The 21,863-nt window shown below is 44.9% G+C and carries 23 protein-coding genes and 1 tRNA gene; 15 read left to right on the forward strand and 9 right to left on the reverse strand.

Going from position 1 to position 21,863, the window contains the following annotated elements; translation table 11 throughout:
• Positions 1-14 precede the first annotated feature (14 nt).
• The 3 genes from NC99_RS11065 to NC99_RS11075 all read left to right on the forward strand — a co-directional run bounded on the left by NC99_RS11065 (position 15) and on the right by NC99_RS11075 (position 2,820).
• Positions 15-1,403, forward strand: coding sequence for a bifunctional UDP-3-O-[3-hydroxymyristoyl] N-acetylglucosamine deacetylase/3-hydroxyacyl-ACP dehydratase (locus NC99_RS11065; protein WP_053183621.1), 1,389 nt, complete (start codon positions 15-17; stop codon positions 1,401-1,403).
• Positions 1,404-1,431: 28 nt separating this feature from the next.
• Entirely contained in the window at positions 1,432-2,214 is a 783-nt protein-coding gene (lpxA, locus tag NC99_RS11070) for an acyl-ACP--UDP-N-acetylglucosamine O-acyltransferase (RefSeq protein WP_053183623.1), read from the forward strand.
• A gap of 111 nt (positions 2,215-2,325) precedes the next feature.
• Complete coding sequence (locus tag NC99_RS11075) at positions 2,326-2,820, forward strand: hypothetical protein (RefSeq protein ID WP_053183625.1); 495 nt, start codon at positions 2,326-2,328, stop codon at positions 2,818-2,820.
• A 126-nt stretch (positions 2,821-2,946) separates the two neighbouring features.
• Here the strand turns inward: NC99_RS11075 and NC99_RS21900 are convergent, their stop codons facing one another.
• The gene (locus tag NC99_RS21900; protein ID WP_157624791.1) at positions 2,947-4,380 is read right to left on the reverse strand and encodes a hypothetical protein; all 1,434 of its coding nucleotides are present in this window, start codon (positions 4,378-4,380) and stop codon (positions 2,947-2,949) included.
• 247 nt (positions 4,381-4,627) lie between these two features.
• Between NC99_RS21900 and NC99_RS11080 the strand changes: the two genes are divergently transcribed.
• Both NC99_RS11080 and NC99_RS11085 read left to right on the forward strand, forming a co-directional pair.
• Complete coding sequence (locus NC99_RS11080; protein WP_053183627.1) at positions 4,628-4,885, forward strand: DUF4212 domain-containing protein; 258 nt, start codon at positions 4,628-4,630, stop codon at positions 4,883-4,885.
• Positions 4,886-4,899: 14 nt separating this feature from the next.
• Entirely contained in the window at positions 4,900-6,600 is a 1,701-nt protein-coding gene (locus NC99_RS11085; RefSeq protein WP_053183629.1) for a sodium:solute symporter family protein, read from the forward strand.
• A 68-nt stretch (positions 6,601-6,668) separates the two neighbouring features.
• Here NC99_RS11085 and NC99_RS11090 read toward each other — a convergent pair whose 3' ends face one another.
• Positions 6,669-6,860, reverse strand: a complete 192-nt coding sequence (locus NC99_RS11090) for a cold-shock protein (protein WP_053183631.1) — start codon at positions 6,858-6,860, stop codon at positions 6,669-6,671.
• Positions 6,861-7,145: 285 nt separating this feature from the next.
• Between NC99_RS11090 and gdhA the strand changes: the two genes are divergently transcribed.
• The 9 genes from gdhA to NC99_RS11135 all read left to right on the forward strand — a co-directional run bounded on the left by gdhA (position 7,146) and on the right by NC99_RS11135 (position 13,533).
• Entirely contained in the window at positions 7,146-8,480 is a 1,335-nt protein-coding gene (gene gdhA, locus NC99_RS11095) for an NADP-specific glutamate dehydrogenase (RefSeq protein ID WP_053183633.1), read from the forward strand.
• 134 nt (positions 8,481-8,614) lie between these two features.
• The gene (locus NC99_RS11100) at positions 8,615-9,379 is read left to right on the forward strand and encodes a TatD family hydrolase (protein WP_053183635.1); all 765 of its coding nucleotides are present in this window, start codon (positions 8,615-8,617) and stop codon (positions 9,377-9,379) included.
• 37 nt (positions 9,380-9,416) lie between these two features.
• Positions 9,417-10,445 (forward strand): asparaginase, encoded by a 1,029-nt coding sequence (locus tag NC99_RS11105; RefSeq protein WP_053183637.1) that lies wholly within the window; start codon positions 9,417-9,419, stop codon positions 10,443-10,445.
• Between the two features lie 65 nt (positions 10,446-10,510).
• Positions 10,511-10,598: transfer RNA gene (locus tag NC99_RS11110), tRNA-Ser, on the forward strand.
• Positions 10,599-10,753: 155 nt separating this feature from the next.
• Entirely contained in the window at positions 10,754-11,566 is an 813-nt protein-coding gene (locus NC99_RS11115) for a MotA/TolQ/ExbB proton channel family protein (RefSeq protein ID WP_239684442.1), read from the forward strand.
• An 8-nt stretch (positions 11,567-11,574) separates the two neighbouring features.
• Positions 11,575-12,030 (forward strand): hypothetical protein, encoded by a 456-nt coding sequence (locus NC99_RS11120; protein ID WP_053183642.1) that lies wholly within the window; start codon positions 11,575-11,577, stop codon positions 12,028-12,030.
• 36 nt (positions 12,031-12,066) lie between these two features.
• Positions 12,067-12,645: an ExbD/TolR family protein gene (locus tag NC99_RS11125; protein ID WP_053183644.1), complete on the forward strand. Its 579-nt coding sequence runs from the start codon at positions 12,067-12,069 to the stop codon at positions 12,643-12,645.
• Between the two features lies 1 nt (position 12,646).
• Positions 12,647-13,117, forward strand: a complete 471-nt coding sequence (locus tag NC99_RS11130) for an ExbD/TolR family protein (RefSeq protein WP_053183646.1) — start codon at positions 12,647-12,649, stop codon at positions 13,115-13,117.
• A gap of 77 nt (positions 13,118-13,194) precedes the next feature.
• The gene (locus NC99_RS11135) at positions 13,195-13,533 is read left to right on the forward strand and encodes a cupin domain-containing protein (RefSeq protein ID WP_053183648.1); all 339 of its coding nucleotides are present in this window, start codon (positions 13,195-13,197) and stop codon (positions 13,531-13,533) included.
• A gap of 72 nt (positions 13,534-13,605) precedes the next feature.
• Here NC99_RS11135 and aspS read toward each other — a convergent pair whose 3' ends face one another.
• Entirely contained in the window at positions 13,606-15,363 is a 1,758-nt protein-coding gene (gene aspS / locus NC99_RS11140) for an aspartate--tRNA ligase (RefSeq protein ID WP_053183650.1), read from the reverse strand.
• Positions 15,364-15,426: 63 nt separating this feature from the next.
• Here aspS and NC99_RS11145 point away from each other — a divergent pair, with 63 nt between their 5' ends.
• A complete protein-coding gene (locus NC99_RS11145; protein ID WP_262509309.1) occupies positions 15,427-15,894 on the forward strand; it encodes a nucleoside deaminase in 468 nt (155 codons plus the stop codon).
• Between the two features lie 82 nt (positions 15,895-15,976).
• On the opposite strand, the gene nqrF is transcribed toward NC99_RS11145, so the two are convergent.
• From nqrF to NC99_RS11175, 6 genes are read right to left on the reverse strand one after another with little or no spacing between them, the layout of a single operon-like run.
• Positions 15,977-17,239 carry an NADH:ubiquinone reductase (Na(+)-transporting) subunit F gene (nqrF, locus tag NC99_RS11150; protein ID WP_053183652.1) on the reverse strand — a complete coding sequence of 421 codons (1,263 nt, stop codon included), beginning with the start codon at positions 17,237-17,239 and terminating at the stop codon, positions 15,977-15,979.
• Positions 17,240-17,261: 22 nt separating this feature from the next.
• On the reverse strand, positions 17,262-17,879 hold the full coding sequence (nqrE, locus tag NC99_RS11155) for an NADH:ubiquinone reductase (Na(+)-transporting) subunit E (protein ID WP_053183654.1): 618 nt from the start codon (positions 17,877-17,879) through the stop codon (positions 17,262-17,264).
• A 21-nt stretch (positions 17,880-17,900) separates the two neighbouring features.
• Positions 17,901-18,551: an NADH:ubiquinone reductase (Na(+)-transporting) subunit D gene (locus NC99_RS11160; RefSeq protein ID WP_053183656.1), complete on the reverse strand. Its 651-nt coding sequence runs from the start codon at positions 18,549-18,551 to the stop codon at positions 17,901-17,903.
• A 6-nt stretch (positions 18,552-18,557) separates the two neighbouring features.
• Positions 18,558-19,250 carry an NADH:ubiquinone reductase (Na(+)-transporting) subunit C gene (gene nqrC / locus NC99_RS11165; RefSeq protein WP_053183657.1) on the reverse strand — a complete coding sequence of 231 codons (693 nt, stop codon included), beginning with the start codon at positions 19,248-19,250 and terminating at the stop codon, positions 18,558-18,560.
• A gap of 19 nt (positions 19,251-19,269) precedes the next feature.
• Positions 19,270-20,427 (reverse strand): NADH:ubiquinone reductase (Na(+)-transporting) subunit B, encoded by a 1,158-nt coding sequence (locus NC99_RS11170; RefSeq protein WP_053183659.1) that lies wholly within the window; start codon positions 20,425-20,427, stop codon positions 19,270-19,272.
• Between the two features lie 35 nt (positions 20,428-20,462).
• Positions 20,463-21,815, reverse strand: a complete 1,353-nt coding sequence (locus NC99_RS11175; protein ID WP_053183661.1) for a Na(+)-translocating NADH-quinone reductase subunit A — start codon at positions 21,813-21,815, stop codon at positions 20,463-20,465.
• Positions 21,816-21,863: the final 48 nt, after the last annotated feature.

Raw genomic sequence — 21,863 nt, forward strand, 5'->3', positions numbered from 1 at the left:
AAATCGACTTGGAGATGACAGTGAAGCAAAAAACTTTAGCCCGCGAATTTTCATTGAGCGGCAAAGGATTACATACGGGAGTACAGGTGAACATGACCTTTAAACCAGCTCCCGAAAATCATGGATTTATTTTTCAACGGGTTGATCTGGACGACAAACCCATTTTAGAGGCAGACGCCAATTTAGTGATTGACACCTCGCGCGGAACCGTAATTGGAAAAGGTGAAGCACGATTGAGCACGATTGAACATGCCTTGGCGGCTCTTACGGGAATGGATTTGGACAATGTTTTGATCGAGATCGACAACGAAGAGGTGCCCATTCTTGATGGAAGCGCAAAACTTTTTGTCGAAGCCATAGCAGAAGCCGGCGTGGTTGAACAGGATGCCGAAAGAGAATACCTTGAAATAACCGAAAAGATTGTTTACAAAGATCCGGATTCAGGTTCGGAGATTATCGCTTTGCCCGATACGGATTATAACCTCAACGTAATGATTTCATTCAACTCCAGCGTGTTGAATAATCAATTTGCCGTGTTGGAAAATCTGGATGATTTTAAAAGCCAGGTGGCTCCTTGCAGGACGTTTGTTTTTGTTCGCGAGTTGGAGTTTCTGCTCAAAAACAACTTGGTTAAAGGAGGCGATTTGGATAATGCCATTGTTATTATGGATAAAGAAATCAGCCAGGATGAACTGAATCGCCTGGCCGATTTGTTCAACCACGAGCATATTGAGGTGAAGAAGGAACAAGGGATTTTAAATAATCTCGACCTGCAATTTGAAAATGAATGTGCCCGGCATAAATTGCTTGATGTGGTTGGCGATTTAAGTTTGGCAGGCCGAAGGATTAAAGGACGAATCATTGCAACAAAACCAGGGCACAAAGCCAATACGGAATTTGCCAAGTTGCTGAAAAAGGAAATCCGGAAACACGAAGTTTGCAAAGCCATTCCGCACTACGATCCAATGCAAGAACCGCTCATGTGCGTGAATGAAATTAAAACTTTTTTGCCCCATCGGTTTCCATTTCTGCTGGTTGATAAAATCACCGAAATTAGAGACAACTATATTGTTGGCGTTAAAAATGTAACGGTCAATGAACCCTTTTTTCAGGGACACTTCCCCGAAGAGCCGGTGATGCCGGGCGTATTATTAATAGAAGCCATGGCGCAATGCGGCGGCTTATACGTTTTGCACGACAAAACAGAAAAATATTCGACTTATTTTATTCGTATTGATAATGTGAAGTTTCGCAAAAAAGTGATTCCGGGTGACACCCTGTTGTTCCGGATCGAACTCACTTCACCAATCAGACGAGGAATTGCCAACATGAAAGGACTTTGTTATGTTGGAGATACAGTAGTCGCCGAAGGAGATTTTATGGCGCAGATTGTAAAGGCTTGAAGAAATTATTGAAAACAATTATTAGAACATGAAACAACCGTTAGCTTACGTACATTCAGAATCACAGGTCGCAGACAATGTGGTTATTGAACCATTTGTTACCATTGATAAGGATGTGATCATCGGTGAAGGTTCCCGTATTGGTTCAAACGTGACCATTATGCCCGGAACCCGGATTGGTAAAAACTGCCGCATTTTTCCAGGAGCAGTGATTGGTGCAATCCCTCAGGATTTGAAATTTAAAGGTGAATATAGCACCGTGGAAATTGGCGATAATACCACCATTCGCGAGTGCGTAACCATTAACCGTGGTACCGCGGCCAGAGGAAAAACAGTGGTTGGAAGCAACTGCTTGATTATGGCCTATGTACATATTGCCCACGATTGTATTGTGGGAAGCAACGTTATTTTGGTGAACAGCACCCAGTTGGCCGGCGAAGTCATTGTTGACGACTGGGCCATTATTGGTGGCATGTCGGCCATTCATCAGTTTTGCCATATCGGTTCGCATGTTATGATTTCCGGCGGCTCTTTGGTTCGAAAAGATGTACCTCCATTCATCAAGGCCGGCCGTGAACCACTTTCGTATGTCGGAATCAACTCAATTGGATTGAGAAGACGTAGTTACAACAACGACAAGATTCGCGAAGTGCAGGAAATTTATCGCTACATCTATCAAAAAGGTTTGAATATTTCGCAGGCTGTTGAGATTATTGAAGCAGAGATGTCGGCAACGCCGGAGCGCGACGAGATTTTGATGTTTGTTAAAGATTCCAAGCGGGGCATTATTCGTGGTTATTTCCCCGATTAATCACCCCAAATACAATATAAAAGGAAAAAGCCCGGATTTATCCGGGTTTTTTGTTTCAACCTTTCCTGGCTATGCCTTGTTGTAAACCCAGTATTATAATTGAAGACCAAAATGAAACTTCCATTACTTGCCCTGTTTTTGTTGCTGTTTAGTTTTTCCTTTGCTCAAGATCATGATCACGATCATGACCACGACCACAGCCATGATCTTCATCGTCATCATCTTGGCCTGGGTTTGGGAGCGGGGAGTTTGTTTGCTGAAAAGGAATATGCGCCGGTTGTTCACCTTCATTATTTGTACCGATTGACCCAACACAGCCCGGTTTCCATCGGCTTGGGTTTCGAATCAATTTTGGATGAGCACACGCACAATACCGTTTCCGCCTTGCTAAATTATGAAATTCTGCCCCGGTTGTCCATCGTTGGTGGCCCGGGAATTACCTTGGCTGATGAAGATGGAGAATCTCACACATCGATGTCGGGCCATGTTGAAATGATCTATGAATTCACGGTCGGATCGTTTCACCTGGGACCCATGCTTGGCTTTGGTTTCGACAAGGAGGAATCTCATGCTTCGCTAGGGATCCATATCGGCCTTGGCTTTTAAGCGCTTTTTCGTAGCAGCTGCCTGCTGTTGTTCCCGATGGGGCGACATGCAAAATCAGCAAGCCGTATTTTTTGCTTGCTGATTTTTGTTTGCCCAGGTTTTGCGTGTTACGCGGTGCTTGTCAAATTAGCGGCGCGAGGGGCTTCCGTTGGACGAACTCCTTGAGCTGCTGCTTCGGCTCGATGCGCCAGAGCTTCGGCTGCTCGAACTGCCTGTGCTTACTGCCGATCTTGTTGATCTGGACGAACTTTTTGAACTCACCGATCTTGTAGCCGATTTGGTTTTAGGGGCGCGGGTTGATGACCTTTGAACCTTCGGACTGCTCTGCTTCGGAGCTGACGATTTTATTGTTCTGCTTTTGGTAACCGTAGTCGACTTTGGACTCACCGCACTGCTTTTTCTGCTTGAAGAATTTGAGTTGACGCGTGCGGGAGCATTGGTTGTGTTTGTCCTGCGGTTTACGCTTGTTCCTTTTACCGAAGCTGGACTGCTCACCGACCTTTTGGGTTGAATGGTCGTTGACTTCCGTGCGTTTTCCGTTGACCGACCGACCGCTTGGTTTGTCCTTGTTCGGTTCGATGAGTTTGAAACCGACCGTCTTTCAGAGCTGGAATCGTTTCTGTTGATCGAGCTGTTTTTGACAGTCGACGAATTTCTGCTGTCGTTTCTTCTTCCGGAATAGCTGCTGCGCGAGTTCGTATTGTTTCGCGTTGATCGCGTGTAAAGCACTTCCCCTTTTCTTCTCAGGTCGGGCCGTGAGTAGGTTTTCTTGTAGTTTCCTTCTTTTATTCTCGTTGTCACCCTCGGTGAGTAAGTTCGGATGTTGGAGTAATAATGGTCGTTGTATCGATGGTAACGATGATGATTCCAATGACGGTAATGCGTGTAATAATGGTGATGAAAGTGAGAATGGTATCCATAGTAAGTGTGGTAATACAATGGTCGCCACGGATTCCAGTACGATGGATAATATCCCCAGTGCCAGGACGAATACCAGCGAACGTAGCCCGGTCTGTATATAAACCGGATGACGGGCCAGGCTGCTACCTCATAGGTTGTCACTGCAACTACGCTTGGTCTTCCGTTGTTGCCCGAATTGCCGATGTAGGCGGGATTCGGAGTTTCCATGCTGTCGGCATATACCGGTTCAACGATGTAGTTTCTGCCATATAGCATTTCGTCACCAATAAGCTGTACACGTACCGATCCGTTGCTGTAGCGCTCAACAGTAAAAACCGCAATATCTTGTGTCTCATGTTGGTTGAGTGCCGTCCGTAAAACAATGGTGTGTACATTTCCATCAACATAGTCGACTACCATGATATAATCTACCAAGTTGTCACCATTCAGGTCGAGGTTGTTGATGTAAGAATTTTCATCATTCAGGCTTCGTTCAAAATCTTCGAGCGTTTCTGATTCCTGAAACAGTTTCATAGTGGCGTAGAGGTTGAAGTTGTCTCCCGGGAGTCCCAGATATTCATCCGGGTAATTTTTTGCCTGGGAGGTGCTCGTAGCTGCGGTCAGCAGTGCGAGAATGGATATGATGATTAATTTTTTCATGACAGTAAGTATTAAATGACTGATTTCTTGCTAAGCCAAATGACAAAACCCGTACCAGTAATTTAAAAAATATCAAGCAGATGAACCTGTTTAGATTTTATCTGATTGATAATGAGTGTGTTGTTAGCTTTATTTTCTCTTGGTGTTTGTGGCTATGCTTCAAAAACATAGGTTACGTGTAAAAATGTATTTGCAATTACGGATATTTTAGTCTTAATTGTGTCTATTTAGATATAATCTAAATAGCATGATTTATAAAGACAAGAAATTGTATTGGAAGAAAAATCTGACTTACCTGTCCATCCTTCTTTTTATTTGGCTTTTGGTTTCATTTGGCGCCGGAATTTTATGGGCCGATGCGTTGAACCAGTTCCGGCTGGCCGGCTTTCCTTTGGGATTTTGGTTTGCACACCAGGGATCAATCTACGTTTTTGTGATCCTGATTTTTGTGTATGTTTTTCTAATGAACCGGCTGGACAAAGAATTTGAAGTGGATGAAATCTGACTAAATAGAAATTTATGGATGCTCAAATCTGGACCTACGTATTGGTCGCATTTACCTTTTTGGTTTATATTGGAGTTGCAGCCTGGTCGCGGGCCGGCTCAACACAAGAGTTTTATGTTGCCGGCGGTGGCGTTCATCCGGTGGTGAATGGCATGGCAACTGCTGCCGATTGGATGTCGGCAGCTTCTTTTCTTTCGATGGCTGGTCTCATCTCATTTATGGGCTACGGGGGCGCTCAATATCTAATGGGCTGGACGGGTGGCTATGTTTTGTTAGCCTTGTTGCTGGCACCTTACCTGCGGAAGTTCGGAAAATATACGGTTCCCGATTTTATTGGCGAACGTTACTATTCGCGAAACGCACGGCTGGTAGCCCTTATTTGTGCCCTGTTTGTTTCGTTTACTTATGTGGTTGGACAAATGAAAGGAGTGGGGGTCGCCTTCGCACGATTTTTGAATATTCCCTTTGAAACGGGCGTTCTGATTGGCATTGGTATCGTGTTTTTTTACGCGGTTCTCGGTGGAATGAAAGGGATTACCTATACGCAGGTGGCACAATATTGCGTGTTGATTTTTGCTTTTACGGTGCCTGCTATTTTTATTTCACTTCAAATGACCGGAAACCCGGTTCCGCAGTTGGGCTTTGGCGGTAAAACGATGGATGGAGCTTTTTTACTTGACAAATTAAATCAGCTTTCTGTTGATTTGGGTTTTGCTGAATATACAGCTGTTAAGCAGGAGAATCTGCTGAATATGGCTTTCATCACGGCTGCTTTAATGTTTGGAACGGCTGGTTTACCGCATGTTATCGTTCGTTTTTTTACAGTGCCAAGGGTAAAAGATGCACGTGTTTCGGCTGGCTGGGCTTTGCTTTTTATTGCCTTGCTGTACACCACGGCTCCCGCGGTAGCAGTCTTTGCCCGAACCAATCTGATCAATACAGTTTCGGAAAAACCGTATGCAGAAGTTCCGCAGTGGTTCTCGAATTGGGAGCATACCGGGCTGCTTTCGTTTACAGATAAGAATGCTGATGGAAAAATTCAGTACCTGGCTGATGCCAACCAAAACGAATTGACGATAGATCAGGATATTATTGTGCTGGCTAATCCTGAGATAGCCAATCTGCCAGCATGGGTGATTGCCTTGGTTGTTGCCGGCGGACTGGCTGCTGCACTTTCTACGGCTGCTGGCCTTTTGTTGGTGATCTCCACTTCTATTTCCCACGATTTGTTAAAGAAATATCTGAAGCCAGACATCTCGGAACACGGCGAATTATGGGCTGCGCGAATCAGCATCGCGGTTGCGGTGGTAGCAGCTGGAATTGCGGGGATGCACCCGCCGGGTTTTGTTGCGCAGGTGGTGGCCTTGGCTTTTGGCCTGGCAGCATCTTCTTTCTTCCCAGCCATTGTGCTTGGCATCTTTGATAAGCGAATGAACCGCGAAGGAGCCATTTCCGGGATGATTGTGGGCATCGTGTTTACGGCTTCCTACATTTTTTATTTTACGCCACAATTGAACGGGCCGGGAACCCCCGAAGGATTTTGGTTTGGTATTTCGCCCGAAGGAATCGGCACTTTAGGAATGCTGTTTAATTTTGTGGTTTCTATTGCGGTTTCGCGTTTAACCAGGCCAGCGCCCGAGGAAGTGCAGGAATTAACGGAGAACATTCGCTTTCCAAGAGGTGCCGGCGAAGCGCACGACATTACGATTCATTAGGAGTGAGCCAAAAAAAAATCCCGCCATTGGCGGGATTTAAGCTCTTTAAATGGTGAATTTATTTTAAACTAAGCCAGTTTAACATTTACCGCATTTAATCCTTTTTTGCCTTCCTGCAACTCAAATGTTACTTCATCATTTTCACCAATGTTATCAACTAAACCAGATGAATGCACAAAATATTCTTTTGAAGAATTTGCATCTTTGATGAATCCAAAACCTTTAGATTCATTGAAAAATTTTACTGTTCCTTTATTCATGATTTTAATATATTAATTGCATGCAAGTTAGGGTTAATTTTTGGGATATCAACAAAATTTCAACAATAGAATCGAAAAGATCTTGTGGATTGTGTAGATTGGTTCTCCGAGGATCATTTATTTTCACTTTCTGACAAAGCCGATGAATGAGAACCGAGGGTTTTGCTGTTTTTAAACATTGTTGTAGTCGCCTATAGATGGATTAAAGTCAGTTTTTAAGGTACTTTTCATCTTTTCCTTTGTATGGAACAATTGGGTATTCATTTTGAAATAAAATAGAACAAGATGAGATCAGATATCAATGAATTTATGATGGCTTTACAAGCCAAAACACCTGGCGAAAATGAGTTTCATCAGGCTGTTCAGGAGGTGGTTGAATCCATCTGGGATGTTTACATTAAGAATCCAAGGTATAAAAAAGCGAAGATACTGGAGCGCATGGTGGAACCAGAACGCGTCATTATGTTTCGCGTTCCCTGGATTGATGATCAAGGTGAGGTTCAAATCAACCGGGGGTACCGGGTTGAGTTCAATTCGGCGCTTGGGCCATACAAAGGTGGCTTGCGTTTTCACCCAACCGTAACGCTTTCTATTCTGAAGTTTTTAGGGTTTGAACAAACATTCAAAAACAGTTTGACAACCCTGCCCATGGGTGGTGGAAAAGGAGGATCTGATTTTAGTCCAAAAGGAAAATCAGATAATGAGATCATGCGTTTTTGTCAAAGTTTCATGACCGAATTGCAACGACACATCGGCCCAAATACCGATGTGCCGGCCGGTGATATCGGGGTAGGTGGACGCGAAATTGGCTACTTGTTTGGTCAGTATAAACGTATCCGCAATGAATTTACGGGCGTTTTAACGGGCAAGGGGCTGGCTTGGGGCGGAAGTCTTATTCGTCCGGAAGCTACGGGCTACGGAGCGGTATATTTTGTGCAGCACATGCTTGAGTTGCTTGGAAAGAAAATAGTGGGGCAGACCTTTGCTGTTTCTGGTTTTGGCAATGTTGCCTGGGGAGCAATTATGAAGATTAATGAACTGGGTGGCAAGGTGGTTACCATTTCAGGACCGGATGGTTATATTTACGATCCGGCAGGTATCAGTGGTGAAAAAGTAGATTATCTTCTGGAATTGAGGGCAAGCAACAACGATATTGTTGAGCCTTATGCCGATGAATTTGATGCGACGTTTTTTCCGGGAAGAAAACCTTGGGAGCAAAAAGTGGATATTGCCCTGCCCTGTGCGACTGAAAATGAGCTGGATGTGGGCGATGCGAGCTTGTTGGTTTTGAACGGCTGTTTTTTACTGGCCGAAGTTTCCAACATGGGCTGTACTGCCGAAGCAGCCGAATTCTTGATGGAGAAAATTAGTTATGCCCCGGGAAAGGCGGTAAATGCCGGAGGAGTCGCTGTTTCGGGCCTGGAGATGACACAAAATAGCCAGCGGCTAAACTGGACCCGCGAGGAAGTGGACGCACGCTTGCACTTGATTATGCGCGAAATTCATGATACCTGCGTGCGGTTTGGACGCAACGGCGACCGAATCAATTACGTGAAAGGGGCCAACGTGGGTGGTTTTGTGAAAGTAGCTGACGCGATGCTTGCTCAAGGAGTTGTTTGATAATGGATTGGTCCGATTCTTTCAGGTGTTTTCAAGCCAGTTTTTAGCTAACCATCGGTCGAATTATCAATTAGATAATATTCGGTTTAAGGTTAGCTAAACGAAATTGGTTTTCTTTGAGGCAAATTTTCGAAATGCTAATTGATACACATTCACATATTTATTCGGAGGAATTTAACGACGATATTGATGAGGTGATTACCCGGGCCTATGACAGTGATGTCCGAAAAATAATACTACCCAACATTGACAGTTCATCGATTAAAAAGATGTTGGATCTGGCTGACCAGTATCCGCAGATATGCTTTCCTTTGATGGGACTGCACCCCACATCTGTGGGTGAAGATTATCAGGAAGAACTGGAGTTGGTGGAATTTTGGCTCAAAAAGCGAAAGTTTTACGGGATTGGTGAAATCGGGATTGATTTGTATTGGGAACGGACCTTTGTTGAACAACAGATCATTGCATTCAGACACCAGCTTCAGTTGGCAAAAAAATACCAATTGCCCGTTGTGCTTCACGTGCGCGAGTCGTTCGATGAAGTTTTTACTGTGGTAAAAGAAGAAAATACACCGGAGCTGACTGGCGTTTTTCATAGTTTCACCGGAACAATTGAGCAGGCGGAGAAAATTATTGATTTGGGCTTTAAGATTGGCATTGGCGGAATTGTTACCTTCAAAAACAGTGGATTGGATGAGGTGGTGCGAATGATTGAGCCCCAACACCTGATTCTGGAAACCGATGCTCCATATTTGACTCCGGCCCCATTTCGCGGAAAAAGGAATGAAAGTTCGTACGCGATTCACATCGCCCGGAAAATTGCCGAGATCCACAAGCTTTCAGTAAATGAAGTGGCCAAAATTACTTCAACAAATGCTGTTAATTTATTCGGAATTTAGTAAGATGTTTGTTTAACTTTGGAGCAAAAGTTAACGGGTGAATAGTCAATCAATACTCATAATTTATACTGGCGGGACCATTGGTATGGTTCAAAAGAATGGAAAGGGTGCTTTGGCGCCGGTCCGATTTGATCAAATTGCTGACGAAGTGCCTGAACTGAGAAGGCTGGGGTGTCATTTGGAATCCATCACTTTTAATCCACCGCTTGATTCATCGGACATGTCGCCCAAAACCTGGGGCCGATTGGCCAAGATGATTCAGAAGAACTATCGAAAGTTCGACGGCTTTGTCATTTTGCACGGGACGGATACCATGGCTTATACCGCTTCGGCATTGAGCTATATGTTGGAGAATTTGGATAAGCCGGTGGTGATGACAGGTTCGCAGCTTCCCATTGGGGTTTTGCGGACTGATGGGAAGGAAAATCTGATTACCGCAATTGAAATTGCAGCAGCCCACGAAAATGACATGGCTGTGGTGCCCGAAGTGTCCATTTACTTTGACAATAAGCTGTACCGGGGAAATCGGGTTGTTAAGCGACATGCCGACCATTTTAGCGCATTCGATTCTGTTAACTATCCGATTCTGGCCAAAGCGGGAGTTGACATTAAATTTTTTCATGAGAACATTTACCACCCTCAAAACAAGGGAATATTAAAAGTAAGCTCTAACTTTGACGACCGGGTGGTCATTTTAAAGATTTTTCCTGGAATGAACCGCGAGATATTTGAACAAATTATCAATATCGAAAGTATAAGGGGAGTCGTGCTGGAGACTTTTGGTTCGGGAAATGTTCCTACGCTGAGCTGGTTGATTCGTGTGGTGAAAAAGGCAATTAACCGAGGTGTCATTTGTGTTAATGTCACCCAATGCCAGGGTGGGACTGTGAAGATGGGGCAGTACCAAACCAGTCGTGAGTTAAAGAAAATTGGAGTTGTTAGTGGTAAAGACATGACCACGGAAGCGGCTGTGACGAAGCTCATGTTTCTGCTTGGGCAGTCGTTGAGTGACGAAGATATCAAGCTGCATTTGCGTAAAAATTTGAGTGGGGAAATAAGTGAGTAGCTTATTTCTTTTTCACAATTTTTTTGTATTTTGCAGCCCTGAAAAAACTGGTGCCAGAATATATTGGAGAGGTGCAGGAGTGGCTGAACTGGCACGCCTGGAAAGCGTGTGTACCCCGAAAGGGTACCGAGGGTTCGAATCCCTCTCTCTCCGCTGACAGGTTTAAGTTCTTTGTTGAAGATGTTCGCTTATTACGTTTACTTCACTCAGAAGAAATAGACGTAAACTCTTTTTATTCAATTAAATAAAAAACAAATAGTATTATAAAAATTAAAATTCAGAAGATTTACTAATTAAAATTAAAACCAATGATGAAAAAACTATTTGCGTTTATAGCAGTTTTTGGGATGCTCTACATTGGAGCGTCGAACAATGCCGTTGCTCAGGACGATACAGCAGAACAAGCAGCAACCGAAGCAGCAGCGCCTGCAGTTGATTTAGCCGCTGACGCGGAAGAAGAAGCTGCAGCAGCAGCCGAAGAAGGCAAATCGCTTCACAGTCAGTTAAAGCAAAAATTTATTGAAGGTGGTCCAACTTTCATGTCTTTTGTGTTGATTACCTTGATTTTAGGTCTTGCCTTAGCTTTGGAGCGCGTGATCTACCTGAACTTGTCAACAACGAACACCAAAAAACTATTGGTGAATGTTGAAGAGGCACTTGACAATGGCGGTATTGAAGCTGCAAAAGAAGTTTGTCGGAATACACGTGGCCCGGTTGCCAGTATTTTTTATCAAGGTCTTGACCGCTCAGAAGAAGGTCTGGATGTGGTAGAAAAAACAGTCGTTTCTTATGGTGGCGTTCAAGCTGGCTTACTTGAAAAAGGCTTAAGCTGGATCTCTTTGTTCATTGCCTTGGCTCCGATGCTTGGATTCATGGGTACTGTAATTGGTATGATTGCAGCATTCGACGCCATTGAGGTTGCCGGAGACATTAGCCCGTCATTGGTAGCTGGTGGTATTAAAGTGGCCTTGATTACAACCGTATCTGGTCTTGTCGTTGCCATTATCTTGCAGATTTTTTACAACTATTGTGTAGCAAAAATTGACAGTATCATCAATAACATGGAAGATGCTTCTATTTCATTGATTGACATTTTGGTAAAACACAATCTTAAAAAATAATTTAGCTTATGAAACTAGAAAAAGTATTATCCATCGTATTGTGGGTACTTTTAGCAGTTTCAGCGGTTCTGATTGTGTCAATGATGACGAACATCAGTGAGAACGAAGCTGATCCCACTATGGGTGCCTGGATCAATACCACGCTAACTTGGTCATATATCCTGTTGGGTATTGGAGCAGTAGTAGCAGTTGTTTTTGCGTTAATTAATACATTTACAGACAAACAAGCTGCAAAGAAAGGCTTAATGGCCGTGGTTTTTGCTGGAGCTGTTTTGGCTATTTCCTATGCGCTTGCTTCTGATGCCATTCCTCAGTTTTATGGTGTTGATAAGTTTGTAGAAGACGGAACATTAACAAATACCGTTTCTAAATGGATTGGAACGACCTTGATTGCAACCTATGTTTTACTTGGGCTGTCGGTTGTAGCAATTGCTACTTCGGCAGTAACTCGTGTTTTTAAGTAAGCAGTGTGGTCAAGTAAAACAGGAAAAAATTAAATTATGGCAAAAAAAATTCCCGAAATACCAGCAGCATCATTAGCAGACATTGCATTTATGTTGCTTATCTTTTTCCTGGTAACCACCACAATGGATGTTGACAGTGGATTAGAGCGTCGTCTTCCTCCCATGCCACCACCGGATCAGGAGGATGATGATACACCTCCAATCAAAGAGCGTAACGTGTTTGTGGTATTGGTCAATGCCAATAACCAGTTGTTGGTTGAAGGTGAAATAAGCCGGGTTGAAGACCTTCGTGAAAAAGCAAAGGAATTTATGGCAAACCCTTACAATGAAGAAAACCTGCCTGAAAAAGAGCCCAAAACGGTTGACTTTTTCGGAGAGGTTGAAGTGACCAAGGGGGTCATCTCTTTGCGAAATGACGTGGGTACGCAATATGGAACCTACATCGCTGTACAGAACGAGTTGGTTGGTGCCATCAACGATCTGAGAGAAGAGCTTGCGAAACAGAAGTTTGGTAAGTCCTATGATAAGCTAGACAGAGATCAACAGGGGGCTATTAGAGACATTTATCCCTCCAGGATTTCGGAAGCTGAACCTAAAAAAGTGGGAGGAAATTAGTATGTCAAAGTTTAGAAAAAGCGGCAGTAAAGAAATGCCACCCATTTCTACTGCTTCGTTACCCGATATCGTATTTATGTTGCTTTTCTTCTTCATGGTGAGTACAACCATGCGCGAAGTTACCTTGATGGTTAAAGTAACCGTTCCTGCAGCAACTGAATTATCGAAATTGGAGAAGAAGTCTTTGGTAAGCTACATTTATGTAGGAACTCCCCACAACCAGTACCAGCGGGTATTTGGTTCGGAACCCCGCATCCAGCTAAACGATCAATTTGCAAGAGTAAGCGATATTCAGGACTACATTACAAGTGAGCGCGAAGCCCGTGATGAAGCGGAAGTACCGTTTATGATTACGTCGCTCAAAGTGGATGAATATACCAAGATGGGTATCGTAACTGATATCAAACAAGAACTGCGGAAAGCTTCGGCTTTGCACATTAACTATTCTTCGCGTAAACGAGAAGACTTATAGTTTTTTGATCATCAATATAAAAAGGAAGGAGGACTTAGGTTCTCCTTTTTTTGTAGTTTTAAGGAAACAACACGATTATGGCAACATTAAAATTTGATGAAGTTCCTTATGAAGTTGTAAAAGAGGGCTTACAAAGAAAGATCATTCACACGGACCATTTGATGACTGTTTTGATTGATTTTACAAATGGACCTTGGGATGAACCCGAACCCAAACACCATCATCCACACGAACAAACATCGTACATTGCGGAGGGTGAAATCATTTTCTTTTGCGATGGCGAAGAGCCACAAAAGCTTAAGGCAGGCGACCTGTTTGCGGTGGCTCCCAATGTGCCCCACACCATCCAATTGCTGTCAAAAACAGCCAGGTTGGTAGATAGTTTTACGCCTTTGAGGGATGACTTTCTGAAATAAAAAAAGAGGCTGGTTAAGCCTCTTTTTTGTATCCTTTAAATTTGATGGTGGATCAAACTTTTCCAGGTCGATCTATTTCTTCTCTTTGAGCACCACTTTCAGATTCAGTTCATCCAACTGGTTTTGAGCAATGGGTGATGGAGAGTCGATCATCACATCGCGGCCCGCGTTGTTTTTAGGGAAGGCAATCACATCACGGATACTATCTAAACCTGCAAAAAGTGATACCAGGCGGTCGAAGCCAAAGGCAATTCCGGCATGCGGCGGCGCTCCGTATTTAAAGGCGCTCATCAAAAATCCAAACTGAGCCTGGGCTTCTTCTTTTGTGAAACCAAGCAAATCGAACATGCGCGATTGCAATTCCGAATCGTAAATACGAACCGAACCACCACCAATTTCCACGCCGTTAATCACCAAATCGTAGGCATTGGCACGGACCTTTCCCGGTGCGGTATCCAGCAAGGCAATATCTTCGGGTTTTGGGGCGGTAAACGGGTGATGCATGGCGTAATGGCGCTGGGTTTCTTCGTCCCATTCCAACAAGGGAAAATCAACCACCCACAAGGGTTTAAACGTGTTTTTATCCATCAGGCCCAGCTGCTTGCCCATTTCCAACCGAAGGGCACCCAGTGCATCGAGCATAGACGCTTTTTCGCCCGAAAGCAGCAGGATCAAATCACCTGCCTTGGCTCCGCAGGCCGACGCCCACTTTTGCAGTTCATCTTCGCTGTAAAATTTATCAACCGACGACTTAAACGTGCCGTCGGCATTGCATTTCAGATAGACCATGCCCTTGGCGCCAATTTGCGGGCGCTTTACCCAGTTGGTTAACGCGTCCAATTGTTTGCGGGTGTAATCGGCACAACCTTCGGCACAAATGGCTCCAATGAATTCCGCATCGTCAAAAACACTGAATTGATGCCCTTTGACGACATCGGTCAGGTCTTTGATTAGCATGTCGAAACGAATATCGGGCTTGTCCGATCCATAGTTGATCATGGCATCGGCATACGACATGCGCGGAAAGTCAGCCACGTCCACGTTTTTGATGGCCTTAAACAGGTGTTTCGTTAAGCCTTCGAAGGTATTGAGTACATCTTCCTGCTCCACGAAAGCCATTTCGCAGTCGATTTGGGTAAACTCGGGCTGGCGGTCGGCACGCAGGTCTTCGTCGCGAAAACACTTCACAATCTGGTAGTAGCGGTCGAAGCCAGCCACCATCAGCAATTGTTTAAACACCTGGGGCGACTGGGGCAGCGCGTAGAACTGGCCTTCGTTCATGCGCGACGGAACCACAAAGTCGCGGGCACCTTCGGGCGTTGATTTGATGAGCACCGGTGTTTCGGTTTCGATAAATTCCTGGTCATTCAGGTACGAACGGATGGCGTGGGCCATTTTCGAACGTAAAACCAGGTTTTCGCGTACCGGATTTCGACGCAAGTCCAGGTAGCGGTATTTCATGCGGATGTCGTCGCCCCCATCGCTTTCATCTTCAATGGTGAAAGGCGGGACGGCCGACGGACTCAGTACCTTCAGGTCGGCTACATCCATTTCAATATCGCCTGTGGGCAGGTGGTCGTTTTTGCTGCTGCGCTCACGAACATGTCCTGTAGCTTGAATCACGAATTCCCGTCCCAATTTTTTTAGTTTGTCGTTCAATTCGGCTGAAGCTTTTTCGTCGAACACCAGTTGTGTAATTCCGTAGCGGTCGCGAAGATCGACAAAAGTCATTCCTCCCAACTCGCGTTTGCGTTGTACCCAACCGGCAAGTGTTACTTCAATACCCTGATGTTCCAGGCGTAATTCGCCACAAGTATGTGTTCTGTACATAAAAGGTTCGTTTTTGTTTGACTGCAAAAATAAGCAGATTTTAGCAATATAAATTGTAGGTTTGTGATTAATTCTGAACGGATTTGGATGATGGAACCTTTTGATGATACCTATTTTATGAAGAAAGCTTTTCAGGAAGCCCAACAGGCCTATGAAAAGGGTGAAGTGCCCGTGGGGGCGGTGGTGGTAGCCCAAAACCGGATTATTGCACGGGCGCATAACTTAACCGAAACCTTGACCGATGTGACGGCCCATGCCGAAATGCAAGCGGTGACGGCGGCCGCCAATCTGCTGGGAAGCAAATACCTGAATGAGTGTACGCTTTATGTCACGCTGGAGCCTTGTGTGATGTGCGCCGGTGCGTTGGGGTGGTCGCAACTTGGCAAGCTGGTGTATGGCGCCAGCGACCAAAAGCGGGGCTTCTCGAAATTTGCTCCAAAATCGCTTCACCCCAAAACGGAGGTGGTTTCGGGCGTCATGGCCGATGATTGTGCCGATTTGATGACCGCTTTCTTTCAGGAAAGAAGATAATCAGCTTTAGAAATTATTTAGACGAAAAAGAGCTTTCAACCCAGGTTGAAAGCTCTTTTTCGTTTAGTAATCTCTTGGCATGTTAACTCCCAAAGTCGTCAAACATGACGTTTTCGTCAGGGACACCCAAGTCGTACAACATTTTCTGAACGGCGTCGTTCATCATGGGCGGGCCGCACAGGTAGTAGTCAATTTCTTCTGGTTCTTCGTGTTTTCCGAGGTACATGTCGTGAATGACCTGGTGAATAAATCCTTTTGGTCCGTCCCAGTTGTCTTCGGGTTGTGGATCAGACAGGGCCAGGTGGAAGGAGAAATTCGGGAATTTTTCTTCAATGGCTCTGAACTGGTCGTAGTAGAAAACTTCTCTCCAGGAACGGGCACCGTACCAGAAGGTAATTTTCTTATCCGATTCTTTCAGGGTATGGAACAGGTGGAACAGGTGAGAACGCATGGGAGCCATACCGGCACCACCACCAATAAACATCATCTCGTTGTCGTTGTCTTTCAGGAAAAACTCTCCGTATGGCCCTGAAATGGTTACTTTGTCGCCGGGTTTACGCGAGAAAATGTAAGAAGAACAAATTCCGGGATTCACTTTTTGGAACCCACCATTGACACGGTCAAACGGTGGCGTGGCAATCCGGATGTTCAGCATCACAATGTTTCCTTCGGCGGGGTGATTCGCCATGGAATAGGCGCGGAATGTGGGTTCCGGGTTTTTCATGTTCAGGTCGAACATGTTGTATTGCTCCCATTCAGGACGGAATTTGTCGTCCACTTCAATGTCTTTGAAATCGACATCAATCTTCGGAACGTCAATTTGGATGTATCCACCCGATTTGAAATCGAGATTTTCGCCTTCGGGCAAGCGTACGACAAACTCTTTAATGTAGGTTGCCACATTGTTATTTGAAACCACTTCGCATTCCCACTTTTTGATTCCCATGATTTCCTGAGGAATCTTCAGCTCCATGTCTTCCTTAACTTTTACCTGGCAGGCCAGGCGCCAGTTGTCGTTTTGTTCTTTTCGGGTGAAATAACCGGTTTCAGTGGGGAGAATAGAACCACCACCATCGATAACCTGGCAACGGCACATGGCACAGGTACCACCACCACCACAAGCCGAAGGAAGGAAAATTTTGTTGTTCCCAAGTGTGGTCAAGAGGGTGTCGCCGGGGTTGGTTTCAATAACCGTGTCGCCTTTGTTGATGTCAACCTTGACAATTCCCGAAGGCATCAGTTTTTTCTTCGCGTAAAGCAAGATCGACACCAGGAGAATCACCATCAACAGGAAAACAGCGATACTGGTAATAACGACTGTCGTTTGAGTTGCTAAAAATATCATTGTTATGAGTTTTTTTATCAGATTATAGTTTTATACCCATGAATCCCATGAAAGCCAGTCCCATTAATCCGGTCACAATAAATGTAATGCCAAGACCTTTCAGAGGAGCAGGAACATGCGAATACTTAATTTTTTCACGAATGGCGGCAATACCCACGATGGCCAGAAACCAGCCAACGCCCGATCCCAGTCCGTAAACAGAAGCCTCGCCGATATTGAGAAACGCTTTTTGTTGCATGAATAACGATCCTCCAAGAATGGCACAGTTCACCGCAATCAAGGGTAAAAAGATACCAAGTTGCGTGTAAAGTACCGGGGCAAATTTTTCAACAATCATTTCCACGAGTTGCACCATCGATGCAATCACGGCGATGAACATGATGAAACTCAGGAAGCTCAGGTCAACTGCTGCAAAGGTTGGATTTAACCAAGTTAGTGCGCCTTCTTTCAACACGTAGTTTTCCAGTAAATAGTCTACCGGTACGGTTATTCCCAAAACAAAAACAACTGCCAATCCAAGGCCTGTAGCCGTTTTTACTGATTTGGATACCGCCAGATAAGAACACATGCCCAGGAAATAGGCAAATACCATGTTCTCAATAAAGATGGATTTAATGAATATATTAATCAGGTTTTCCATAATTTTCTTCTTTTAAGCGGATTATTCTTCAATCAGTTTACGGTTTCGGCTACGCTGCACCCAGATAATAATACCTACGGTGATCAGCGCCATCGGAGGAAGAATCATCATTCCGTTGTTGGCGTAAAAACCGCCATTTTCAATGTACCAGCTTGCCGGGATGATTTTGTACCCCCAGACACTACCTGATCCAAACAGTTCGCGGGCAAATCCTACCACCACCAGAATCCAGCCGTATCCTGCGGCATTTCCAAGTCCGTCAAGAAAGGCGGGCCAAGGTTTGTTGCCCAAGGCAAAAGCTTCCAGACGTCCCATGATGATACAGTTGGTAATAATCAAACCAACAAAAACAGACAATTGCTTGCTTACGTCGTAAACAAAGGCTTTTAGAACTTGGTCAACCAAGATCACCAAAGCTGCAATGATGACAAGCTGAACGATAATCCGGATCCGGTTGGGAATGGTATTCCGAAGCAAAGAGATAATCACGTTGGCAAATGCCAGTACGGCCATCACCGAAAGCGACATCACCACTGAGGGTTTCAGTTGTGCCGTGACAGCCAGTGCCGAACAAATTCCTAGTACCTGAACCGTAATCGGGTTACTGCTGTTTAGCGGGTCGCTCAGCAGCTTCAGGTTCTTCTTTGAAAATAAAGGTTCTCTATCACTCATTTTCTTCTATTTTTTCTGGTTCAAAAAAGCATTGTAGGCATTCAGGTCATCCAAAAGCATTTTTTCCAATCCTTTTGAAGTGATTGTTCCTCCTGAGATTCCATCAACGCGGTGCTTAGCCGGCGCTGTTTCGTTTGACTTGGCCACAATGATTGACACCAATTTGCCGTTATCGTAAATCTCTTTGCCCTGAAATTGGTCTTGAAAATTCTCCGTTGAAATTTCAGCACCCAACCCCGGGGTTTCTCCCTGGTGGTCGAATGAGGCGCCGTATATGGTTGACATGTCATCTTCCAACGAAACATAGCCCCAAATAGGTCCCCAAAGTCCTGCTCCCCGAAGTGGGAAGATGTATTTCACGCTTCCGTCAATCTGGCATTCAAACACGGGAAGCAGTTGTTGTTCAACCGGCTTGGCCCGTTCTTTTTTCAGGTCGATGGTGAATGCGTTGCCTTCAACTTCTTCACCTTTCGAATTGACCACATAGGTGTTGACAATTCGTTCGGCGTAAATTTCTTCTGCATTCGTCGCATCAGCGGCAATGTTGACCGAAGCCAGGATGTTCTGCTTCTTTTCAACTTCAATGTTTTTATCCTGAAATGGTTTTAAATTGATGGCAGCCAGTGAAAGAATCGCAGCAACCAAAATCACCATTCCCGATGCGTATATAAATGTGTAAACATTACTGTTCCTATCCATTTCTTTTTTCTTTAAGGGATTAAGCGCTCTGTTGAACTCGTTTTAAACGACGTTTGATATTTCCCTGAACCACGTAATGGTCAATCAGCGGAGCAAAGGTATTCATCAGCAGGATGGCCAACATCATTCCCTCCGGGTAGGCTGGGTTCACCACGCGAATCAGAATGGCCAGTACTCCAATGAGGAATCCATAAATCCATTTTCCACGGTCGGTTTGAGCTGCTGTGACCGGATCAGTGGCCATGAAAACGGCTCCAAAAGCAAATCCGCCAATTATCAGGTGTTCCCAGAAAGGCATGGCCATGTAGGCATTGACTGCGAATATATTTAGCAAGATGCCCATAAACAGCCCGCCAAGCACGGTAGACAGCATGATTTTCCAGTTTCCGATGCCGGTAATGATTAAGATCGCTGCACCAATCAGGATGGCCAGGGTTGATGTTTCGCCGATTGAACCGGGAATCAAACCGATAAAGGCATTCCAAACATTGAGGTCGGTGTTTCCTAAAACGGCTTCAGCCATTGGGGTGGCGCCTGTAAACCCGTCGGCCATTTTCTCCACGCCACTCGCCGAAATCCAAACCGAGTCGCCCGACATTTGAGCTGGGTATGCAAAGAATACGAAAGCCCGTGCAACCAGCGCCGGGTTCCAGATGTTCATTCCGGTACCTCCAAAAACCTCTTTGCCAAAGATGACAGCAAATGCTGTTGCAATGCCAATCATCCAAAGTGGTGTGTTAATGGGCATAATCAGTGGGATCAACATCCCCGAGACCAGGAATCCTTCGTTGACTTCGTGGCCACGGAACTGGGCGAAAATAAATTCAATACCCAGACCAACACCGTACGAAACAATGATGACCGGCAGCACTTTCCACAGTCCGAACAGGAACAGGTCGAAAAAAGCGGCTGTTTCCAATTGGCCGAGTGCACCGAAATGCTGGTAGCCAATGTTGTACATTCCCATCAATAATGCTGGGACAAGAGCCAGAACCACGATTCCCATGGTTCGTTTCAAATCAATATAATCATGAACATGAGTTCCTGATTTGGAGGTATGTTTCTGAACGAAGGCCAAGGTAAAGAACGCATCATGCGTAGAGTGCAGCCAGTGATATTTGGCGCCTTTCTGAACATGTGGCTTCGTCTTTTCAAAAAAGTTTCTTAACGCTTTCATTGAATTATCTATTTTGTGTCAAGCAATTCGATCGGTTATCCCAGTTCTTTAATCATTGAGTTGATGCCTTCGCGCAGAATTTCCTGTACTTTGATTTTCGAAGTACAGGCATATTCGCAAAGCGCCAGATCTTCTTCAACCAACTCGTAGATGCCCAGTTGTTCCATTTTGTCAATGTCGTTGACCAAAATGGACTTGAGCAGGTGAACGGGAAGAATATCCATGGGAAGGAATTTCTCGTACTGACCGGATAGAACAAAAGCTCGTTCTCCGCCGTGCAGATTGGCGTTCAACACATACTCTTTTTTGGGAAGTAGTTTGGAGAAGAATGCCTTGCTCGCTGAAAATTTGTCAATTCCCGGTGCGGCCCATCCCATAAATTCGTACTCATCGCCTTCAGGAATGATGGTAATTTGCTGGTCGAAATATCCCAGGTAGCCATCGGTATCAACTTTTGTTCCTGTCAGCACGTTTCCGCTGATGATCCGTTGGTTTACCTCGTTTTTGGTCTTGCCTTTCAGCAAGTCAGTCAGCAGCGCACCGTGAATGGTTTTGTAGTATTTAGGTGCTTTTACTTCCGATCCGGTTAATGCAATGGTTTTGCTGAGATCCAGCTTGCCGGTTTCGAATAAACGACCAATGAATACCAAAGCTTGCGGGCTCAGGGTCCAAATCGTGGTTGATTTTCCAATCGGGCAGATTTTGCTGATTTGGATGCCAACATTTCCGGCTGGGTGCGGACCTTCGAATGTGTTCGTCTCCACATTTTTAAGCGAAGCAAAAACCCCGGCGGATTGCTTGGGTGAAAGTCCCAGGTAAACTTTTCCATCGGTGAGCTTCTTTACCGCGTCAATTCCCGATTGAAGGGCTGACTTTTCTTTCGAAAAAAGAAAGTCGAAATCAGCAGCCAGCGGGGCCGAATCGAAGGCTGAAATAACAATGTTGTTAGGAACAACCGATGGTTTCGCTATAATACCATACGGACGTTGTTTGAGGAACGGCCACAAACCACTCTTAAGCAGTTGATCACGAACTTCCTCGCGCGAAAGCTTGGAAGGATCAGCTTTGGTAAATTCACGGTGCTCGTTTTTTCCGTCGGGTTCAACAACAATCTCTAAAATTTTGCGTCGCTCTCCACGGTTCACGGCTTGTACCGTTCCGCTTACCGGAGAAGTAAATAAAATTTCAGGGTTGTATTTGTCGAAGAAGAGGGCATCACCAGCTTTGACCTGGGCTTCAGCTTTTACGCTTAACTTCGGCGTCAAGCCTGAAAAATCAGTTGGCTTGAGGGCAACTGATTTTGGTGCGGGAGCATCCTCCAGAACCGCTTCAGCAGCTCCTTTCAACCGGATATCAAATCCGCGCTTCAATTTAAAATGCTTTGACATTGTAATCCCTTGTTGTGGTTATTATTTAGGCTGGCAAAAGTACATATT

It is taken from the genome of Sunxiuqinia dokdonensis, from assembly GCF_001270965.1.
Taxonomy (GTDB): Bacteria; Bacteroidota; Bacteroidia; order Bacteroidales; family Prolixibacteraceae; genus Sunxiuqinia; species Sunxiuqinia dokdonensis.

What these genes read in the sequence shown, in the direction of transcription:
- NC99_RS11065 (WP_053183621.1), top strand. Translation starts at nt 15, where the DNA reads ATGACAGTGAAGCAAAAAACTTTAGCCCGCGAATTTTCATTGAGCGGC.
- NC99_RS11100 (WP_053183635.1), top strand. Translation starts at nt 8,615, where the DNA reads ATGCTAATTGATACACATTCACATATTTATTCGGAGGAATTTAACGAC.
- NC99_RS11125 (WP_053183644.1), top strand. Translation starts at nt 12,067, where the DNA reads ATGGCAAAAAAAATTCCCGAAATACCAGCAGCATCATTAGCAGACATT.
- NC99_RS11080 (WP_053183627.1), top strand. Translation starts at nt 4,628, where the DNA reads ATGATTTATAAAGACAAGAAATTGTATTGGAAGAAAAATCTGACTTAC.
- NC99_RS11085 (WP_053183629.1), top strand. Translation starts at nt 4,900, where the DNA reads ATGGATGCTCAAATCTGGACCTACGTATTGGTCGCATTTACCTTTTTG.
- NC99_RS21900 (WP_157624791.1), bottom strand. Translation starts at nt 4,380, where the DNA reads ATGAAAAAATTAATCATCATATCCATTCTCGCACTGCTGACCGCAGCT.
- nqrC (WP_053183657.1), bottom strand. Translation starts at nt 19,250, where the DNA reads ATGGATAGGAACAGTAATGTTTACACATTTATATACGCATCGGGAATG.
- NC99_RS11170 (WP_053183659.1), bottom strand. Translation starts at nt 20,427, where the DNA reads ATGAAAGCGTTAAGAAACTTTTTTGAAAAGACGAAGCCACATGTTCAG.
- NC99_RS11115 (WP_239684442.1), top strand. Translation starts at nt 10,754, where the DNA reads ATGATGAAAAAACTATTTGCGTTTATAGCAGTTTTTGGGATGCTCTAC.
- gdhA (WP_053183633.1), top strand. Translation starts at nt 7,146, where the DNA reads ATGAGATCAGATATCAATGAATTTATGATGGCTTTACAAGCCAAAACA.
- NC99_RS11075 (WP_053183625.1), top strand. Translation starts at nt 2,326, where the DNA reads ATGAAACTTCCATTACTTGCCCTGTTTTTGTTGCTGTTTAGTTTTTCC.
- NC99_RS11135 (WP_053183648.1), top strand. Translation starts at nt 13,195, where the DNA reads ATGGCAACATTAAAATTTGATGAAGTTCCTTATGAAGTTGTAAAAGAG.
- NC99_RS11090 (WP_053183631.1), bottom strand. Translation starts at nt 6,860, where the DNA reads ATGAATAAAGGAACAGTAAAATTTTTCAATGAATCTAAAGGTTTTGGA.
- NC99_RS11130 (WP_053183646.1), top strand. Translation starts at nt 12,647, where the DNA reads ATGTCAAAGTTTAGAAAAAGCGGCAGTAAAGAAATGCCACCCATTTCT.
- lpxA (WP_053183623.1), top strand. Translation starts at nt 1,432, where the DNA reads ATGAAACAACCGTTAGCTTACGTACATTCAGAATCACAGGTCGCAGAC.
- NC99_RS11120 (WP_053183642.1), top strand. Translation starts at nt 11,575, where the DNA reads ATGAAACTAGAAAAAGTATTATCCATCGTATTGTGGGTACTTTTAGCA.
- nqrE (WP_053183654.1), bottom strand. Translation starts at nt 17,879, where the DNA reads ATGGAAAACCTGATTAATATATTCATTAAATCCATCTTTATTGAGAAC.
- nqrF (WP_053183652.1), bottom strand. Translation starts at nt 17,239, where the DNA reads ATGATATTTTTAGCAACTCAAACGACAGTCGTTATTACCAGTATCGCT.
- NC99_RS11175 (WP_053183661.1), bottom strand. Translation starts at nt 21,815, where the DNA reads ATGTCAAAGCATTTTAAATTGAAGCGCGGATTTGATATCCGGTTGAAA.
- aspS (WP_053183650.1), bottom strand. Translation starts at nt 15,363, where the DNA reads ATGTACAGAACACATACTTGTGGCGAATTACGCCTGGAACATCAGGGT.
- NC99_RS11160 (WP_053183656.1), bottom strand. Translation starts at nt 18,551, where the DNA reads ATGAGTGATAGAGAACCTTTATTTTCAAAGAAGAACCTGAAGCTGCTG.